The 13,674-nt window shown below is 59.7% G+C and carries 13 protein-coding genes; 6 read left to right on the forward strand and 7 right to left on the reverse strand.

Annotation, left to right across the window (positions count from 1 at the left end; translation table 11 throughout):
* Nucleotides 1-22 precede the first annotated feature (22 nt).
* Entirely contained in the window at nucleotides 23-1,039 is a 1,017-nt protein-coding gene (locus DSC91_RS08840; RefSeq protein ID WP_162831348.1) for a Crp/Fnr family transcriptional regulator, read from the forward strand.
* 545 nt (nucleotides 1,040-1,584) lie between these two features.
* Here the strand turns inward: DSC91_RS08840 and DSC91_RS37390 are convergent.
* Both DSC91_RS37390 and katG read right to left on the reverse strand, forming a co-directional pair.
* Nucleotides 1,585-1,722, reverse strand: coding sequence for a hypothetical protein (locus DSC91_RS37390; protein ID WP_162831349.1), 138 nt, complete (start codon nucleotides 1,720-1,722; stop codon nucleotides 1,585-1,587).
* Between the two features lie 465 nt (nucleotides 1,723-2,187).
* Nucleotides 2,188-4,428 (reverse strand): catalase/peroxidase HPI, encoded by a 2,241-nt coding sequence (katG, locus tag DSC91_RS08850; protein WP_115777770.1) that lies wholly within the window; start codon nucleotides 4,426-4,428, stop codon nucleotides 2,188-2,190.
* Nucleotides 4,429-5,257: 829 nt separating this feature from the next.
* Here katG and DSC91_RS08855 point away from each other — a divergent pair.
* Together DSC91_RS08855 and DSC91_RS08860 are read left to right on the forward strand one after the other, a co-directional pair.
* Complete coding sequence (locus DSC91_RS08855) at nucleotides 5,258-5,518, forward strand: DUF4148 domain-containing protein (RefSeq protein WP_115777771.1); 261 nt, start codon at nucleotides 5,258-5,260, stop codon at nucleotides 5,516-5,518.
* A gap of 515 nt (nucleotides 5,519-6,033) precedes the next feature.
* The gene (locus DSC91_RS08860; RefSeq protein WP_162831350.1) at nucleotides 6,034-6,975 is read left to right on the forward strand and encodes a helix-turn-helix domain-containing protein; all 942 of its coding nucleotides are present in this window, start codon (nucleotides 6,034-6,036) and stop codon (nucleotides 6,973-6,975) included.
* A gap of 93 nt (nucleotides 6,976-7,068) precedes the next feature.
* Here the strand turns inward: DSC91_RS08860 and DSC91_RS08865 are convergent, their stop codons facing one another.
* Both DSC91_RS08865 and DSC91_RS08870 read right to left on the reverse strand, forming a co-directional pair.
* Nucleotides 7,069-8,169 (reverse strand): NAD(P)-dependent alcohol dehydrogenase, encoded by a 1,101-nt coding sequence (locus DSC91_RS08865; protein WP_115777773.1) that lies wholly within the window; start codon nucleotides 8,167-8,169, stop codon nucleotides 7,069-7,071.
* A gap of 9 nt (nucleotides 8,170-8,178) precedes the next feature.
* On the reverse strand, nucleotides 8,179-8,622 hold the full coding sequence (locus DSC91_RS08870) for a GFA family protein (protein WP_162831351.1): 444 nt from the start codon (nucleotides 8,620-8,622) through the stop codon (nucleotides 8,179-8,181).
* Nucleotides 8,623-9,092: 470 nt separating this feature from the next.
* Between DSC91_RS08870 and DSC91_RS08875 the strand changes: the two genes are divergently transcribed.
* Nucleotides 9,093-9,395, forward strand: a complete 303-nt coding sequence (locus DSC91_RS08875; RefSeq protein WP_115777775.1) for an ArsR/SmtB family transcription factor — start codon at nucleotides 9,093-9,095, stop codon at nucleotides 9,393-9,395.
* 93 nt (nucleotides 9,396-9,488) lie between these two features.
* Nucleotides 9,489-10,550, forward strand: a complete 1,062-nt coding sequence (locus tag DSC91_RS08880) for an alkene reductase (RefSeq protein ID WP_115777776.1) — start codon at nucleotides 9,489-9,491, stop codon at nucleotides 10,548-10,550.
* A gap of 102 nt (nucleotides 10,551-10,652) precedes the next feature.
* Here the strand turns inward: DSC91_RS08880 and DSC91_RS08885 are convergent, their stop codons facing one another.
* Nucleotides 10,653-11,180, reverse strand: a complete 528-nt coding sequence (locus DSC91_RS08885; RefSeq protein ID WP_115777777.1) for a GNAT family N-acetyltransferase — start codon at nucleotides 11,178-11,180, stop codon at nucleotides 10,653-10,655.
* A gap of 134 nt (nucleotides 11,181-11,314) precedes the next feature.
* On the opposite strand from DSC91_RS08885, the gene DSC91_RS08890 reads away from it, so the two are divergent.
* Nucleotides 11,315-11,962: a VTT domain-containing protein gene (locus DSC91_RS08890; protein ID WP_115777778.1), complete on the forward strand. Its 648-nt coding sequence runs from the start codon at nucleotides 11,315-11,317 to the stop codon at nucleotides 11,960-11,962.
* 57 nt (nucleotides 11,963-12,019) lie between these two features.
* Here DSC91_RS08890 and DSC91_RS08895 read toward each other — a convergent pair whose 3' ends face one another.
* Both DSC91_RS08895 and DSC91_RS08900 read right to left on the reverse strand, forming a co-directional pair.
* Nucleotides 12,020-12,544, reverse strand: a complete 525-nt coding sequence (locus tag DSC91_RS08895; RefSeq protein ID WP_115777779.1) for an AidA/PixA family protein — start codon at nucleotides 12,542-12,544, stop codon at nucleotides 12,020-12,022.
* A 66-nt stretch (nucleotides 12,545-12,610) separates the two neighbouring features.
* On the reverse strand, nucleotides 12,611-13,114 hold the full coding sequence (locus DSC91_RS08900) for an inclusion body family protein (protein WP_115777780.1): 504 nt from the start codon (nucleotides 13,112-13,114) through the stop codon (nucleotides 12,611-12,613).
* Nucleotides 13,115-13,674: the final 560 nt, after the last annotated feature.

Raw genomic sequence — 13,674 nt, forward strand, 5'->3', positions numbered from 1 at the left:
AGAAGGTCGATCCGAATAGCTCGTGTTCCATCGCGCCGGCGGCTCACATGAAAACATCGTCGAAACGGCCCGGCATCGACGCCGACGACGCGCGACAATCGTTTATCGGCTAGCGTTCGATGGTCCCCATTCGAGCGGCTTTCGCTTTCGTTTAGCACCACGCGACCCGAACACACGAATCAGGCAGCCCCATATGCAATCTCCCGCCCGAAACCTTGCCCCTGCCGAGCGCGCCAAAGACATCTCCGCCAGAGCAGCGGCCCGTCTGCCATTACAGTCGAGCGGCCGGGATCTGACGCGTCAGCAGCGAGAGATCATCTGGGCCGCGTTTCGCAACCATGAGACCTTGCGCGCATGGCCGGAAGCCGTTCTCGACGCCCTCGTCGAAGCCGGACATCTGCGCGCGTATGCCGACGGCGCGCTGATTTATGTCGCCAACGAACCCTGTACCGACATCCACATCATCCTGTCTGGCATGCTCGAATGGGGATGGCCAAGCGCCCACGGCGTCCGGGCCGTCGAGACGTTTATCCCGCCAGGCGAGCTGGCCAATCTCACCGCCGTGATGACTGACCAGCGCTCCATCCACAATCAACGGGCGCGCGGACTCACCCGGCTTTTTCACATTCCCGCCCATGCGTTGAACGTCGAACTCGAACGCGACCCGACCCTCACTGCAAGCCTGCTCCGCTTGCTCGCCACGCGTGCACGTCACCTTCACGATTGCCTCGGCAATCTTGGCTTGATGTCGTTTCGCGCACGCCTTGCCGGCCATCTACTCGCCCTGGGCAAACGCTACGGTTACGCCGACGGCGATGGCATCACGCTCGGCATCCGCCTGTCGCAGGAAGATCTGGCCGCACTGCTCATGGCCTCGCGTCAGCATGTCAACAAGGAGCTTCGCTGGTTCATCGAGCGACAAATCGTGCGCATCCGCTACGGCCGAATCACGCTGGTCGACACGACCGAACTCCAGTCGATCGTCGAACAGTCGTCTGCCGAGGGTTCCGACTCGCTCAAGCGCAACCGTCCGGCCTGAACGGCAGCAGAACCTCCGCCTGCAAACGACACTGATGTGCAGCACTTGAACAACCGTGAGGTCATTATCGAAGCCGGCAGATGGGGCAATCTGTCGTGAACATGACAGTGCTTTGCAGATTTTCTTCTATCGAAATGACGGGGCGAATTGAGGATGGTGTTCAGAATTCACGCGAGCTCTGATGTGAGGTTGCGCCGAAGGACAAATCCCTTGCGGGCCGTTTGAGATCAAGCAAGGAGGGGCAAGAAGACGAGCATAACGAAGCGGGCGCGCTAAGCGCCCGGATTCAGGTTGGGATCGGTTCGAGCGGTCTGGGCCGGTCGGAACAAAGCGGGAGTGGGCGCGACGCTGCACCGGCGCCGCAACAACATCGCACGATAGCCGCTCTGTCAAGGCAACAACATTCCTTTCCGCCTGGATGACCCTACCTTGTGGTTCCCGCAGCGTTTTCTTATCGCGATTCTCTTGCGGCCTACCTGAACGGACGCCATTTACTCCGTATATCCATCGTGCCTTCACGCCGTGGAGAGCGTCGTAGAATATCGCTATGGATCCTTTCCGGCGCCCGCCTCGAGCGCCGCGCCGGCAAGGGTTACCTCGCCCGACGTGATCGACGGGTCGACGCGGTGTTTGACCGTCCCGAACTCACGCGCCGCGTCTGCGAAGTCGCGTTGGTCGATCATGCGTTAAGGAGGTGGTATGGACGCCGTGTGCCCGCTGCACGGGCCAACGAAAATCATCGGCACGAATGCGTACGGGTTTCCGGTCTATGCGTGCTGCTGCGAAGACGTGACCTACGTGACGCCCCCGGATGCGTGTACCAGAGCACCGACGCAACGCGGACGTGACCCGCAACCCGAACAACCGAAGACGGGAAAAGAATGACACTGACGATCCAGCCTGCCGCCTACGGATGACCGGCAGTCCGCAGTGCGTGCACAGGCCGCGCCACAAGGTCGCACAGCCTTGTCAGCTTGTCATACGTGGATTCGTTCAGTACCGCGCCGGCCGGCGAAATACTCTGGCCAAAAACAAACCGTGCGGCTCCGATACCGCCGGAGCCGCACAGCGGCCTGGAAGCTCACTCCTAGCATAACGGAGCACAGTCCCGTCGGGGTGACAGCCCTGGCGGGACTCCCGCATCACCCTTAGGCGAGTTCGAACCGGTCAAGATTCATCACCTTGACCCAGGCTGCGACGAAGTCGCGGATAAATTTCTCCTGCCCGTCCTCGCTTGCATAGACCTCGCCCAGGGCGCGCAGTTGAGCATGCGAGCCGAAGACCAGATCGACGCGGCTGCCGGTCCACTTCAACTCGCCGGTCTTGCGGTCACGCCCCTCGAATACGTCCCGAGCCGCCGACGCCGGCTTCCATTCCGTACTCATGTCGAGCAGGTTGCGGAAGAAGTCGTTGGTTAGCGTTTCCGGCTTGTGGGTGAAAACGCCTTGCGGATTCTGCCCGCCCCCTACGTTCAGCACGCGCAAGCCGCCAATGAGCGCGGTCATCTCGGGTGCGGTCAGCGTCAGCAATTGCGCCTTGTCGATCAACAACGCCTCAGCCGGGACCCTTACGTTGCCCTTGAGGTAGTTGCGGAAACCGTCCGCGGCCGGTTCGAGGGCCGCAACAGATTCGACGTCGGTCTGTGCCTGCGAAGCATCCATGCGACCAGGCGTGAAAGGCACCGCTACCTTGCGGCCGGCGCTCTCCGCCGCCTTCTCGATGCCGGCGCTGCCCGCCAGCACAATCAGGTCCGCCAACGAGACCTTCTTGCCACCGGACTGTGCGCCGTTGAATTCGCTCTGGATGCCTTCGAGGACCTTCAGCACCTTTGCCAGTTGCTCGGGCTGGTTGGCCGCCCAGTCCTTCTGCGGCGCGAGGCGAATACGCGCGCCATTGGCGCCGCCGCGCTTGTCGGAACCGCGGAAAGTGGATGCCGATGCCCAGGCGGTCGAGACCAGTTGCGAAACGGACAGCCCGGATGCGAGGACCTTCTGCTTGAGCGACGCGATGTCCTGTGCGTCGACCAGCGCGTGGTCGACAGCAGGGATGGGATCTTGCCAGAGCAGCTCTTCGGCCGGCACTTCCGGACCAAGGTAGCGGGCGCGCGGCCCCATGTCGCGATGGGTCAGCTTGAACCATGCACGCGCAAACGCATCGGCGAGCTGGTCCGGATTTTCCAGAAAACGCCGCGAAATCTTCTCGTAAGCGGGGTCGAAGCGCAACGAGAGGTCGGTGGTGAGCATCGTCGGCCGCTGCTTCTTCGAGGGATCGAAAGCGTGCGGGATCGTTTCGTCGGTGCCCTTCGCGACCCATTGGTTGGCGCCGGCCGGGCTTTTGGTCAGTTCCCATTCGTACTTGAACAGGTTTTCGAAGAAACCGTTGCCCCACTTCGTCGGCGTGGTGGTCCAGGTGACTTCCAGCCCGCTGGAGATGGCGTCCGCGCCCTTGCCCGTGCCGAAGCTGCTCTGCCAGCCCAGCCCCTGGTTCTCGAGGCCGGCGGCCTCCGGTACCGGCCCTACATTGTCTGCAGGACCGGCGCCGTGTGTCTTGCCGAAGCTGTGGCCACCGGCGATCAGCGCGACCGTCTCTTCGTCGTTCATGGCCATGCGCGCGAAAGTCTCGCGGATGTCATGTGCTGCGGCGAGCGGGTCCGGATTGCCGTCCGGGCCTTCCGGGTTCACATAGATCAGGCCCATCTGCACCGCGCCCAGCGGGTTTTCGAGGTTGCGGCCTTTGTCGTCCCGGCTGGTCTCGCTGCCGTGCAGTTTTTCGTCGCCGACGATCGCGCCTTCACCCTTGCCATAACGCACGTCACCGCCCAGCCACGTCTTTTCGTTGCCCCAGTACACGTCCTGGTCCGGCTCCCACGTGTCTTCGCGGCCGCCGCCAAAACCGAAGGTCCTGAAGCCCATGGTCTCGAGCGCGACGTTGCCGGTCAGGATCATCAGGTCGGCCCAGGAAATCTTCTGACCGTACTTCTGCTTGATCGGCCACAGCAAGCGGCGTGCCTTGTCGAGACTGACGTTGTCCGGCCAGCTGTTGAGCGGCGCGAAACGCTGCTGGCCGCGCCCTGCACCGCCGCGGCCGTCGCCGATGCGGTACGTGCCGGCGCTGTGCCAGGCCATGCGGATAAATAGCGGACCGTAGTGGCCGAAGTCCGCAGGCCACCAATCCTGCGAATCGGTCATCAGCGCCGCGAGGTCCTTCTTCAGCGCAGCGAGGTCGAGGCTCTTGAAGGCCTCGGCGTAGTTGAAACTGTTGTCCAACGGGTTGGACTTGCCGGAGTGCTGGCTGAGCAGGTCCAGCCGTAGTTGCTTAGGCCACCAGTCACGATTCGTTGTGCCACCACCGGCGGCATGGTTGAAAGGGCACTTTGCTTCGTTTGACATGCGCTATCTCCTTGATGGATGTACCCACTACCTGTACTGCTACGGCGTCTGGCTTCTACGATGCATCGCCGATTCTGCGCCGGCGGGAAATCACATGGTGGGCTCTTTTTGGTGTACTACGGCGGTCACCCAACGCGCATGGTCTTTGTCCGACGACAGATGTCGTTGCGTGCATTGGACCAGGATGGTTCGCGTCAGTGCGCCTACTGCGAATTAAAATATATGTGAGAGCGACCATCAACAGAATGCGATTTTCGCAATGCTAGCGATAGCTCGTGACTATAGGATGTAAGGTGCCGTTGAGAATCATATGCTTGTTGGCATCTGTCGCTGTGATCGCGCTAAATGCCGCTTCAAGTCCGTCATCGAAATCGATCGACATCCCCCTCTGGCCGAAACCGACATGCCAGGCCGCAGGCGGCGGCGCCTGATGTTGTGACTAGGCATCGTCAATCTGCTCCCGCCGAATCCCGGCCGTTGACCGTCTGATAGACGACCGCTGCACCAACACCGGTGCGCGGCGACAACGTGTCAGTCGCGCCGATCGTGAACTGGTTGCAGTTCACGCCGGCGACCTTCCCTCCACCTCGCTGCCGCGCGTGTCGTTAGAAGAAAGGCCAACGAGGAAAGCTGAGCGTCGCCTGATGCGGCAAGTTCGATTCGGCGCCGCTTACCAAGGTCGCCACCCGTTTATTCCTATCTAGCTCGAATTATTCTGGGTGCTGCAAGGGCGTGCGTTCTTCATCACGCATCCGGGAATATCCATCGACCAAACGCCGTCTACTCAATGCACACCGCACAACATTCACTAGACACTCAGGAGTCTGAAATGAATAAGTCCATTGCGATCGTTATTTCCATGGCCGTCCTCACATCATCGAGCGCATTTGCACAAGGCAAGACGCGAGCAGAGGTCATGAATGAACTCTACGAACTGGAGGCGGCAGGTTACAACCCGTCCCAGGGCGATGATGGTTCATATCCCGCAGATATTCAGGCTGCGCAAGAAAAGGTCAACGCCAAACATCAAGCGGAACGAAACGCGATGATGAACGCTGGCCAGAATGGGCAGGCGAAGCCGGCGCCTTGAGGTGCAGACGATCGCCAGTATTCCCTGTACGTCGCGACTCGCGAACGGCACATCGGTGCGGTGATAGCCCGCGTTATCACCGCCGCCATCCCTCGCTCCACAGTGAATTTTCTGCCTGTTTCGACGCTCTTAAAACTGCGCCGCACTGGCACTCGCACAGCCGGGAATGGAGGCCCCGATCGTTCTCCAAGGAGTTTTGCATAAAAGAAATCAGCAACCGAACTGGTGTTATGGCAAAGCTGTAATGTCGTATCTGGAGCGTCGCGGCAAGCGTGTTCCGGGGCAATCTGCATTGACATCGCCGGGATGCCGAGTGACGCTCCCAGGGGCTCGCTTGCCCTGGCTGTCCTTGCGCATCTTCTCATGCAAGAATGAAAAATCTCCGCAGTCGGACACGGAGTGAGCATCGCAACCTGCCCATCGGTTCGGCGCAAAAGTTAGCCCTAAAAAGTTGGCCCTATTCACTGCAGCCGGATTGATGCGACCACGCCAGGGGGAAATAGCACGTGGCCTTGATGGAACATTTTTCGACGGCGGAAGTGCCGGCAGCTGATCGCATCGGGTTCTGGAACCAGATTGTCGGGCAAACCTTCCGCGGCGGCGCAGTCGATGCCCGACAGGACGATTTTCTCGCGGAATTCTGGCGCTGGAATGTCGGCCCCATCCGGCTGATGCGCGCAAAAGCCACACGTTCGACGGTTACGCGTTGGAGGCAGTCTCGTGCCGACGATGCCGACGCAGGTCGACTGATCCTGCATCTTCAAAACCGGGGATCCTCGCAGACCACACAAAATGCGCGCTCGGCCACTCTTTCGACTGGAGACCTGACACTGTGCGACGGCGCTAGCCCCTATACGCTCGATATTTCGGATGGCAACGATCTTCTTGTTCTCGATGTTCCGCTGTCGTGCTTCCAGGATCCGGACAAGGTGACGGCCTTGATAACGCGGCGACTGTCCTGTAACAGTCCGCACGTCGCACTATTGCGGCGCTTTGTTCTATCGCTCTGGGACGAATTCGGCGGCCGGACCTCGAAAAATGAAGATGATATTGCGCTTGGCCGCGTCCTCTCCGATCTCACCGGCCTGGCGTTGTCGCCCGACGCAATTGTCGATGCCGCCGAAAGGCATGGGGATCGAGAACGTATTCTCAACTGGATACAAGAAAGCTTGACTGACCCCGATCTCTCGACCTCGATGATCGCCAGGCGATTAGACTTTCCGGTGCGAACGATACAGGACATCTTCGCGCGCATGGGAACCACACCAACTCAATACATTCTTCTTCGTCGGCTCGAACGTGCTCGTTCAATGCTGATCGACCACGCTGACAGATCTATCACGGACATCGCGTTTGAGGTCGGCTTCAACGACTCCAATTATTTCAGCCGGGCGTTCAGAAAGCGGTTTGATACGACACCTAGCATGTTTAGAGCGCGATTGCGCAAATCCAGGTGAGCGGCGATGCTCACAGGTCGGCTCTGCAAGACTCAATCATGCAGAGCGACGGCGTTTCCGCCGCCGCTTGGCGGCTCGCTTGCAACTCTGTGTTTATGCGCTCATTCTCAGCACGGGCTTGAGTGCAATGCCTTGGGCCGAGTCGTGCATAGCCTGATTGATCTGCCCAAACTCGTAAAAACGGACAAGGCGGTCGAACGGAAAGCGACCCTGTCGCCAAAGCTCAATCAGTTTCGGAATGAACAGCTTGGGAACACTGTCTCCCTCGATGGCTCCCCCAACAGACTGGCCAAAGAATAGATTGTGAATCGGCAGAGTAATCGATGCCCCCGGAGACGACACGCCGAGGATGACGCACTGACCGAGCGGGAGCAGCGCTTCAACTGCCTGCTGAATCACTGCCGGCACGGCCGTTGTGTCCAACGAATATTCGACGCCGCCACAGAGCGCGCGGATCGCATCAACGGCATTGCCTTCTGTCGCATCGATCGTATGAGTCGCCCCGAGTTCCTTCGCTAGCGCGAGCCGATTGGCATGGATGTCGACTGCAATGATGGTCGTGCAGCCGACAACCCGCGCGGCCATGATGGCCGAAAGCCCGACTGCGCCAGCGCCGAAGACCGCAATGGAAGACCCAATCCCTGGCTTGAGCCTGTTCATCACCGTGCCGGCACCGGTCTGGATTCCGCAACCCAGCGGGCCAAGCAATGCCAGATCCACATCCTTTGGAACCTTGACGGCGTTGCGTTCGCTGGCGAGTGCATAGCCCGCGAATGCCGACTGACCAAAGAAATTTCCGCTGATATCAACGCCATCGCAACGGATGGTGGAGCTTCCATCTGCGCGACGCCCAGAAAAATTGAGCGGTAGTGCCTGGTGACAGTAAGTTGGAAGGCCGCGCAGGCAGTTGGGGCATTTGCCGCACGAAGCGACGGTCAGTACCACGTGGTCGCCAACGGCGAGTTCAGTAACGGCCGAGCCAACCTTTTCCACCACTCCGGCACCCTCGTGGCCGAGGACAGCGGGGAGCGGTACCGGCAAATGCTGGTCGCGCACGCTCATGTCCGTATGGCAGAGGCCCGTGGCGACGATACGCACCAGCACCTCGTCGTTCTGCGGCTCGTCGAGCGTAACGGTTTTCAGTTCCCAGTCGGCACCGCAACATTGCGTGACGGCTGCAGTAGTCTCGATCATGGCACTTCCTTATTCTTTTGAGGGGGATTCCGCGGCAGGCGGCATACGGTCAAATCGGGCGGTTCCGGGCAGGTCGGGCATCCATGACACAGCACGGTCACAATAGATCTGCATCTGGGGGGCCGGCATTGAAGGCAAGTCCATCAGCCCCGCCTTGATGACGGTGATGCCTTGCGCATCGGTTGCGGCACTGGCCGTCTGTACCGGCGACCCGCACACCCCGCAGAAGCGCCGCGAGACCGCTTGACCGCTGTCGCTGGTGTCGATGAATTCCGACAGCGTCCCGTCAATTTCGACCGCGGCCGCAGGCACGATCATGGCCGCAGAAAACGCCGATCCACTTTGTTTCTGGCAATGCTGGCAATGGCATAGGGCAACTGCAAGTGGCCCAGCGGCCAAGGAAAGCTTTACTCCTCCGCAAAGACAAGATCCCCGATAAACGGTGTTGTCCATTTGCATCCTCCTGTTATGTTCGAACCATTATTCGAGGCATCCGTGCACACGAAAGCTGCGCGATTGCCTGATTTTTCCAAGAGCTTGCGCGGGACGTGCTTGCATTGGTCTTCTTCTCGATGAATCCAACCGACATCCGCGCAACGCAGTGTGCCCCGGACGGGATGATCGATCTCGCACGGCCGCGCGAGCGTCATCCGCACAATTGCGCAATTCGGTATGCGTCTGATACACAACGCGCCCCCCCTCACCCGAAAGTAAATCGAAATAATTCCGCAGTGCCGTGCCAAGTACGTCGCGTATCCGCTGAGCCTGCGCGACATCAACCCCATAGCCCGTATGGCTTCAAGCATATCGTCAAATTCCGATATATAATTCGTGTTGTAGCGATGCAGATGCGTGGCCGCTCACCGGCGTCATGTCTGCCGGTTGTCGATGAACTGAAGTTGATGCCCTGAAAACCGATCCACATGACGCTCGATATCGACGCGATCCACAAAGCGCTTGCGAACCCCGTACGCCGGGAGATTCTCGGCTGGCTGCGCGAGCCGTGCGCGCATTTTGCCGATCAGGAACTCACGCTTGAACACGGCGTGTGCGCCGGCAAGATCGACGCGCGTTGCGGCCTGTCGCAGTCCACGGTGTCGGCGCACCTCGCGGCCTTGCAACGCGCGGGGCTTGTCACGTCGAAGCGGGTCGGTCAATGGGTGTTTTTCAAACGCAATGAGGCCGTCATTCAGGCGTTTCTCGAGTACATGAACACCGGGCTCTGAGCGCTTCATCCGCATCACCGCGTTTTTCGCTTATTTCATCGTGCAGTTTTTTTAAGGCTCGGGCCGCGCGCCCGCCACCTGAGGTGAACACTTATGCCGACTCTTTTTGACCCGCTCCAGATTGGCGACATCACGTTGTCGAACCGCATCATCATGGCGCCGCTCACGCGCCAACGCGCCGAAGAAATCCGCGTGCCGAATGCGTTGATGGCGAAGTACTACGCCGAACGCGCCACGGCAGGACTGATCATCAGCGAAGCCACGTCCGTTACGCCGCAAGGCGTCGGTTACGCCGACACGCCGGGCATCTGGTCGCAGGAACAGGTGGAAGGCTGGAAGCTCGTCACGAACGCCGTGCACGCAGCCGGCGGCAAGATTTTCCTGCAACTGTGGCACGTCGGCCGCATTTCGGACCCGCTGTTCCTGAACGGCGAACTGCCGGTCGCGCCGAGCGCCATCGCAGCCCAGGGTCACGTGAGCCACGTGCGTCCGGAGCGCCCATACGTGACGCCGCGCGCACTCGAGCTCGCCGAAATCGCTCACGTGGTCGAGGCCTTCCGCAAGGGTGCGGAAAACGCGAAAGCCGCAGGTTTCGACGGCGTGGAAGTGCACGGCGCAAACGGCTATCTGCTCGACCAGTTCCTGCAGGACAGCACCAACCGACGCACCGACGCGTACGGCGGCCCGATCGAAAACCGCGCCCGCCTGCTGCTCGAAGTCACCGACGCCTGTATCGATGTCTGGGGTGCGAACCGTGTCGGCGTACACCTCGCACCGCGCCGCGATGTGCACACCATGGGCGATTCGGATCCGGCCGGCACCTTCGGTTATGTGGCACGCGAACTCGGCAAACGCAAGATTGCGTTTATCGCCGCACGCGAAGCGCTCGGCGAAGACCGCCTCGGCCCGCAACTGAAGAAGGCATTCGGCGGCCCGTACATCGCAAACGAAAGGTTCACCAGGGAAACCGCGCAACACGTGCTGGACGCGGGCGAAGCGGACGCGGTGGCATGGGGTCAACTATTCATCGCGAATCCGGATCTGGTGCGCCGTTTCGAAACGAATGCACCGCTCAACAAGCCGAATCCCGCAACGTACTATGCACGCGGCGAAACGGGCTATGTGGATTATCCGACGCTGGAAACCGTCGAATAAGCTGGCGAACCAAGCGGAAAGTCAGCAAAAAATAAGCAGCGCAGTACGCAGCAGAACCCACGCGGTTGGGGTGACCGGAGCGATATCCCGTCACCCCCACTGTCATGCAAGATCACGCCGCATGAACACGCGCTTCGATTCGTCGAGTCCTCTCGCGATATGCGCATCGCGCCGCGCGATCAGCGCCGCATCGAGATCGGCCTCCTCGATATCGCGAAAGCCGAGCCGCCGATAGTACGGCGCGTTCCACGGCACCTCGCGAAACGTCGACAATATGAGTTGCATGATCTGTTGCGCACGCGCGAGTTGCGCGACCTGCTCGATCAGCGCCGCGCCGATGCGTTGCCCGGCATGCGAACTCAGCACGTCGAGCTCCTGAACATAGAAACGCGCGGGCTGCGGCTCGAACATGACGAACCCCACGCACGTCCCGTTGGCATCCACGGCGACGACGATCTGCCGCGCGTCGATCTTGCGGTGGACGAGTTCCAGTTCCATCGGCGGTGCGTCGGCGATACCGGTCATGCCGACGCTGACAAAGCGCTGGCCGGCCTCGAATTCGATCGTACGGATCGTGTTCGCATCGTGCGGCGCCGCAAGGCGGAACGTGAAACCGGAGGCGTGTTGCATAGGCGTTTCGTCGCGTTTCTAAGCGCGCTTGTGAAAGACATGCCCCAATATTGACATCTCCCCCCTGAAATAAACAAGTGCCCGCGCCGTCACGGGACTAAACTCCTGAACACCTCAATCCCTTTCGAACCAAGATGGATCTCATGCATGTGCTGCAGGTCGCCCTGCACTTCGACCAGCACCTGAGCGGTTTGATCGTCCAATACGGCACGGCCGTCTATGCGATGCTGTTTCTCGTCGTGTTCGTCGAGATCGGTTTCCTGCCACTCTTCTTTTTGCCTGGCGATCCACTGATTTTCATCTGTGGCGGTCTCGCCGCCACCGGCGCGCTGAACGTCTGGCTCGTGATCCCGGTACTGTTCGCCGCCACCGTGACCGGCAGCATCGTCGACTATGCGATCGGCCGCGCAATCGGCGAAAAAGTCTATACCGCCGACTACCGCTGGCTCGACAAGAACGCCCTGCGCAAAGCGCACGCGTTTTACGAAGCGCGCGGCGGCCTGACCTTTCTGCTGTCGCCGTTCATTGCCGTCGTGCGCACGTTCGCACCCTTCGTCGCCGGTGTTTCGCGCATGACGTTTGCCCGTTTCGTGTCGTTCGTCACAGCCGGCGCGGCGCTGTGGATCGTGTCGCTGGTGGCGGCCGGCTATCTGTTCGGCAACGTGCCGCTGGTGCGCGATCATATGAGTTCGATCGTGCTGCTGGGCGTGACGCTCGGCGTCGGATCGCTGCTGGTGAGCGCCGTGTGGCGATTCGTCAACCGGCGGTTGCGCGCTCACTAAGCCGGTATTCGGAGGAAAGGTGAAGGTGTCGTTCCGGCCCGACGATGGTTTGAAATCTTATGCCTTCGTCTCCGAGTTGCTGCCGTCAATGTCGATGGATGTTTCCCAGCGGAAATAGCCCAGCACGGACTCGTCGCGGCCAAGCGCGACAAAGTCAGCGGTACACGCGGTCTTGCCCGCAGCCAACACCTGACTAAGCCAGAAATGGTCCTTCATTTGCTGGCAGTTGGGGTGAAGCAAGTCACCAGAATCTGGAATCGGGGCTGCTGCGTCACGAACCGTCGGTTCGATTGGCGAAACGATGCCTGCGTCTTTCAGGAGAAACCGGATAAAGAGAACGCTCACTTCAGCACGTAGGGCCAAGGCCGTTTCGCGCAAGTGGAGTTCGTCGCCTACCGACAGGCCGCCAAAAATCTGACTGTCGTTATGAGCGAACTGGTGTGTCTCGCCGGGGCTCAAGACGTAGATGTGCCGACCGTCGATCACAGTCGGCGCGTCGGCATCCTTACTCGCGTCGGCGTGTTCCGAGAGTAGCGTAACGGCGTCGACGATTGCGAGCACATCACAACGATGACCAGACATGAGCGCTTCCTCCGCAAGACGGACATGGAGCGGGCGACCGCGAAGCGACCGCCCAACGTGCTGCGATCAGTTATGAATCGAGATGAACGGATCCCATTGGAAGCAGCCCTTGGATTGGCAGTTGCGGTCGATAATCTGGAAGTAGAAATGATAGGTGACCCGCCCCTCCGCCAGGGTTTCCGACGACCAGTAGTAGTTGTCTACCTTCTGGCAGGTCGGCGTTGCCGGCGAGCTCGGATTGGGAAGGGGAACCGACGCCGTGGCCTTCCTCGGAGTCGGGGGCGAGATCAGGTCCTTGCCCTGGTTGGCGATGAAGCCGTAGAACACCACCTGGTTCTCGAAGCCGAGCGACAAACTCGTTTCGCGCCAGCGGATCAGATCACCGACCTGTGCCTTGAGGTCGAGTTCGCCACCAGCCTGTCCGGAGATCACGTTGTCCTGGTTGGTGATCATGTAGACATGGCGCCAGTCGATCAGTGTCGGACTCTTGGGATCTCTGCTGGGATTCGGATATTTTTGCAGGATTGTTTCGGAATCGATCGAGACGAGCACATCGGTAACGCGTGACATAGGAACTCCCGTTCAGGTAAGGGGGTTTGTAGTTGCGCGGACTTGTTCCACGACCTTCAATCCTCGATCGGCTGGCGATTCGCGTGAGACTCTGAATCTTCAGGTCGTACCGCGATTTGATTTTATATCGGCCGGTTAACCCAATTCACCTGTACATGTTGATAGGTACAATTCAGGTTCTGCTGTTATAAGGACTGCAAGGTGGAAAAATTCCAATAGGATCAGGATGGCAGACATTGCCAATGAGTAAAACTGTTCAACGCGCGACAGGGTGATTCGCTTCGCAACTTTCCCACCCCATGGCTTGCGTCACAATTAATTACCACCCGGAAAGCCCTGCCCAGTATGGCTCTCACAGCAAGCGTGAGTTGCGTGGTCGCACATGACACTTTATTGTCGCAACGCTGACATATTCAATACGACCCAAGACCGAGGATCAGGAAAAATCGTTCGTATAAAGACGGTTTTTTATACTCAACAACAATCATCCGCGAGCTTTAATCGCGTGATTTAAAATAAAAGATGATCGCCGAAAAAAGCTGCGGTGCATAAGCAGAATC

Origin of the sequence: Paraburkholderia caffeinilytica (assembly GCF_003368325.1) — a bacterium.
Lineage (GTDB): Bacteria > Pseudomonadota > Gammaproteobacteria > Burkholderiales > Burkholderiaceae > Paraburkholderia > Paraburkholderia caffeinilytica.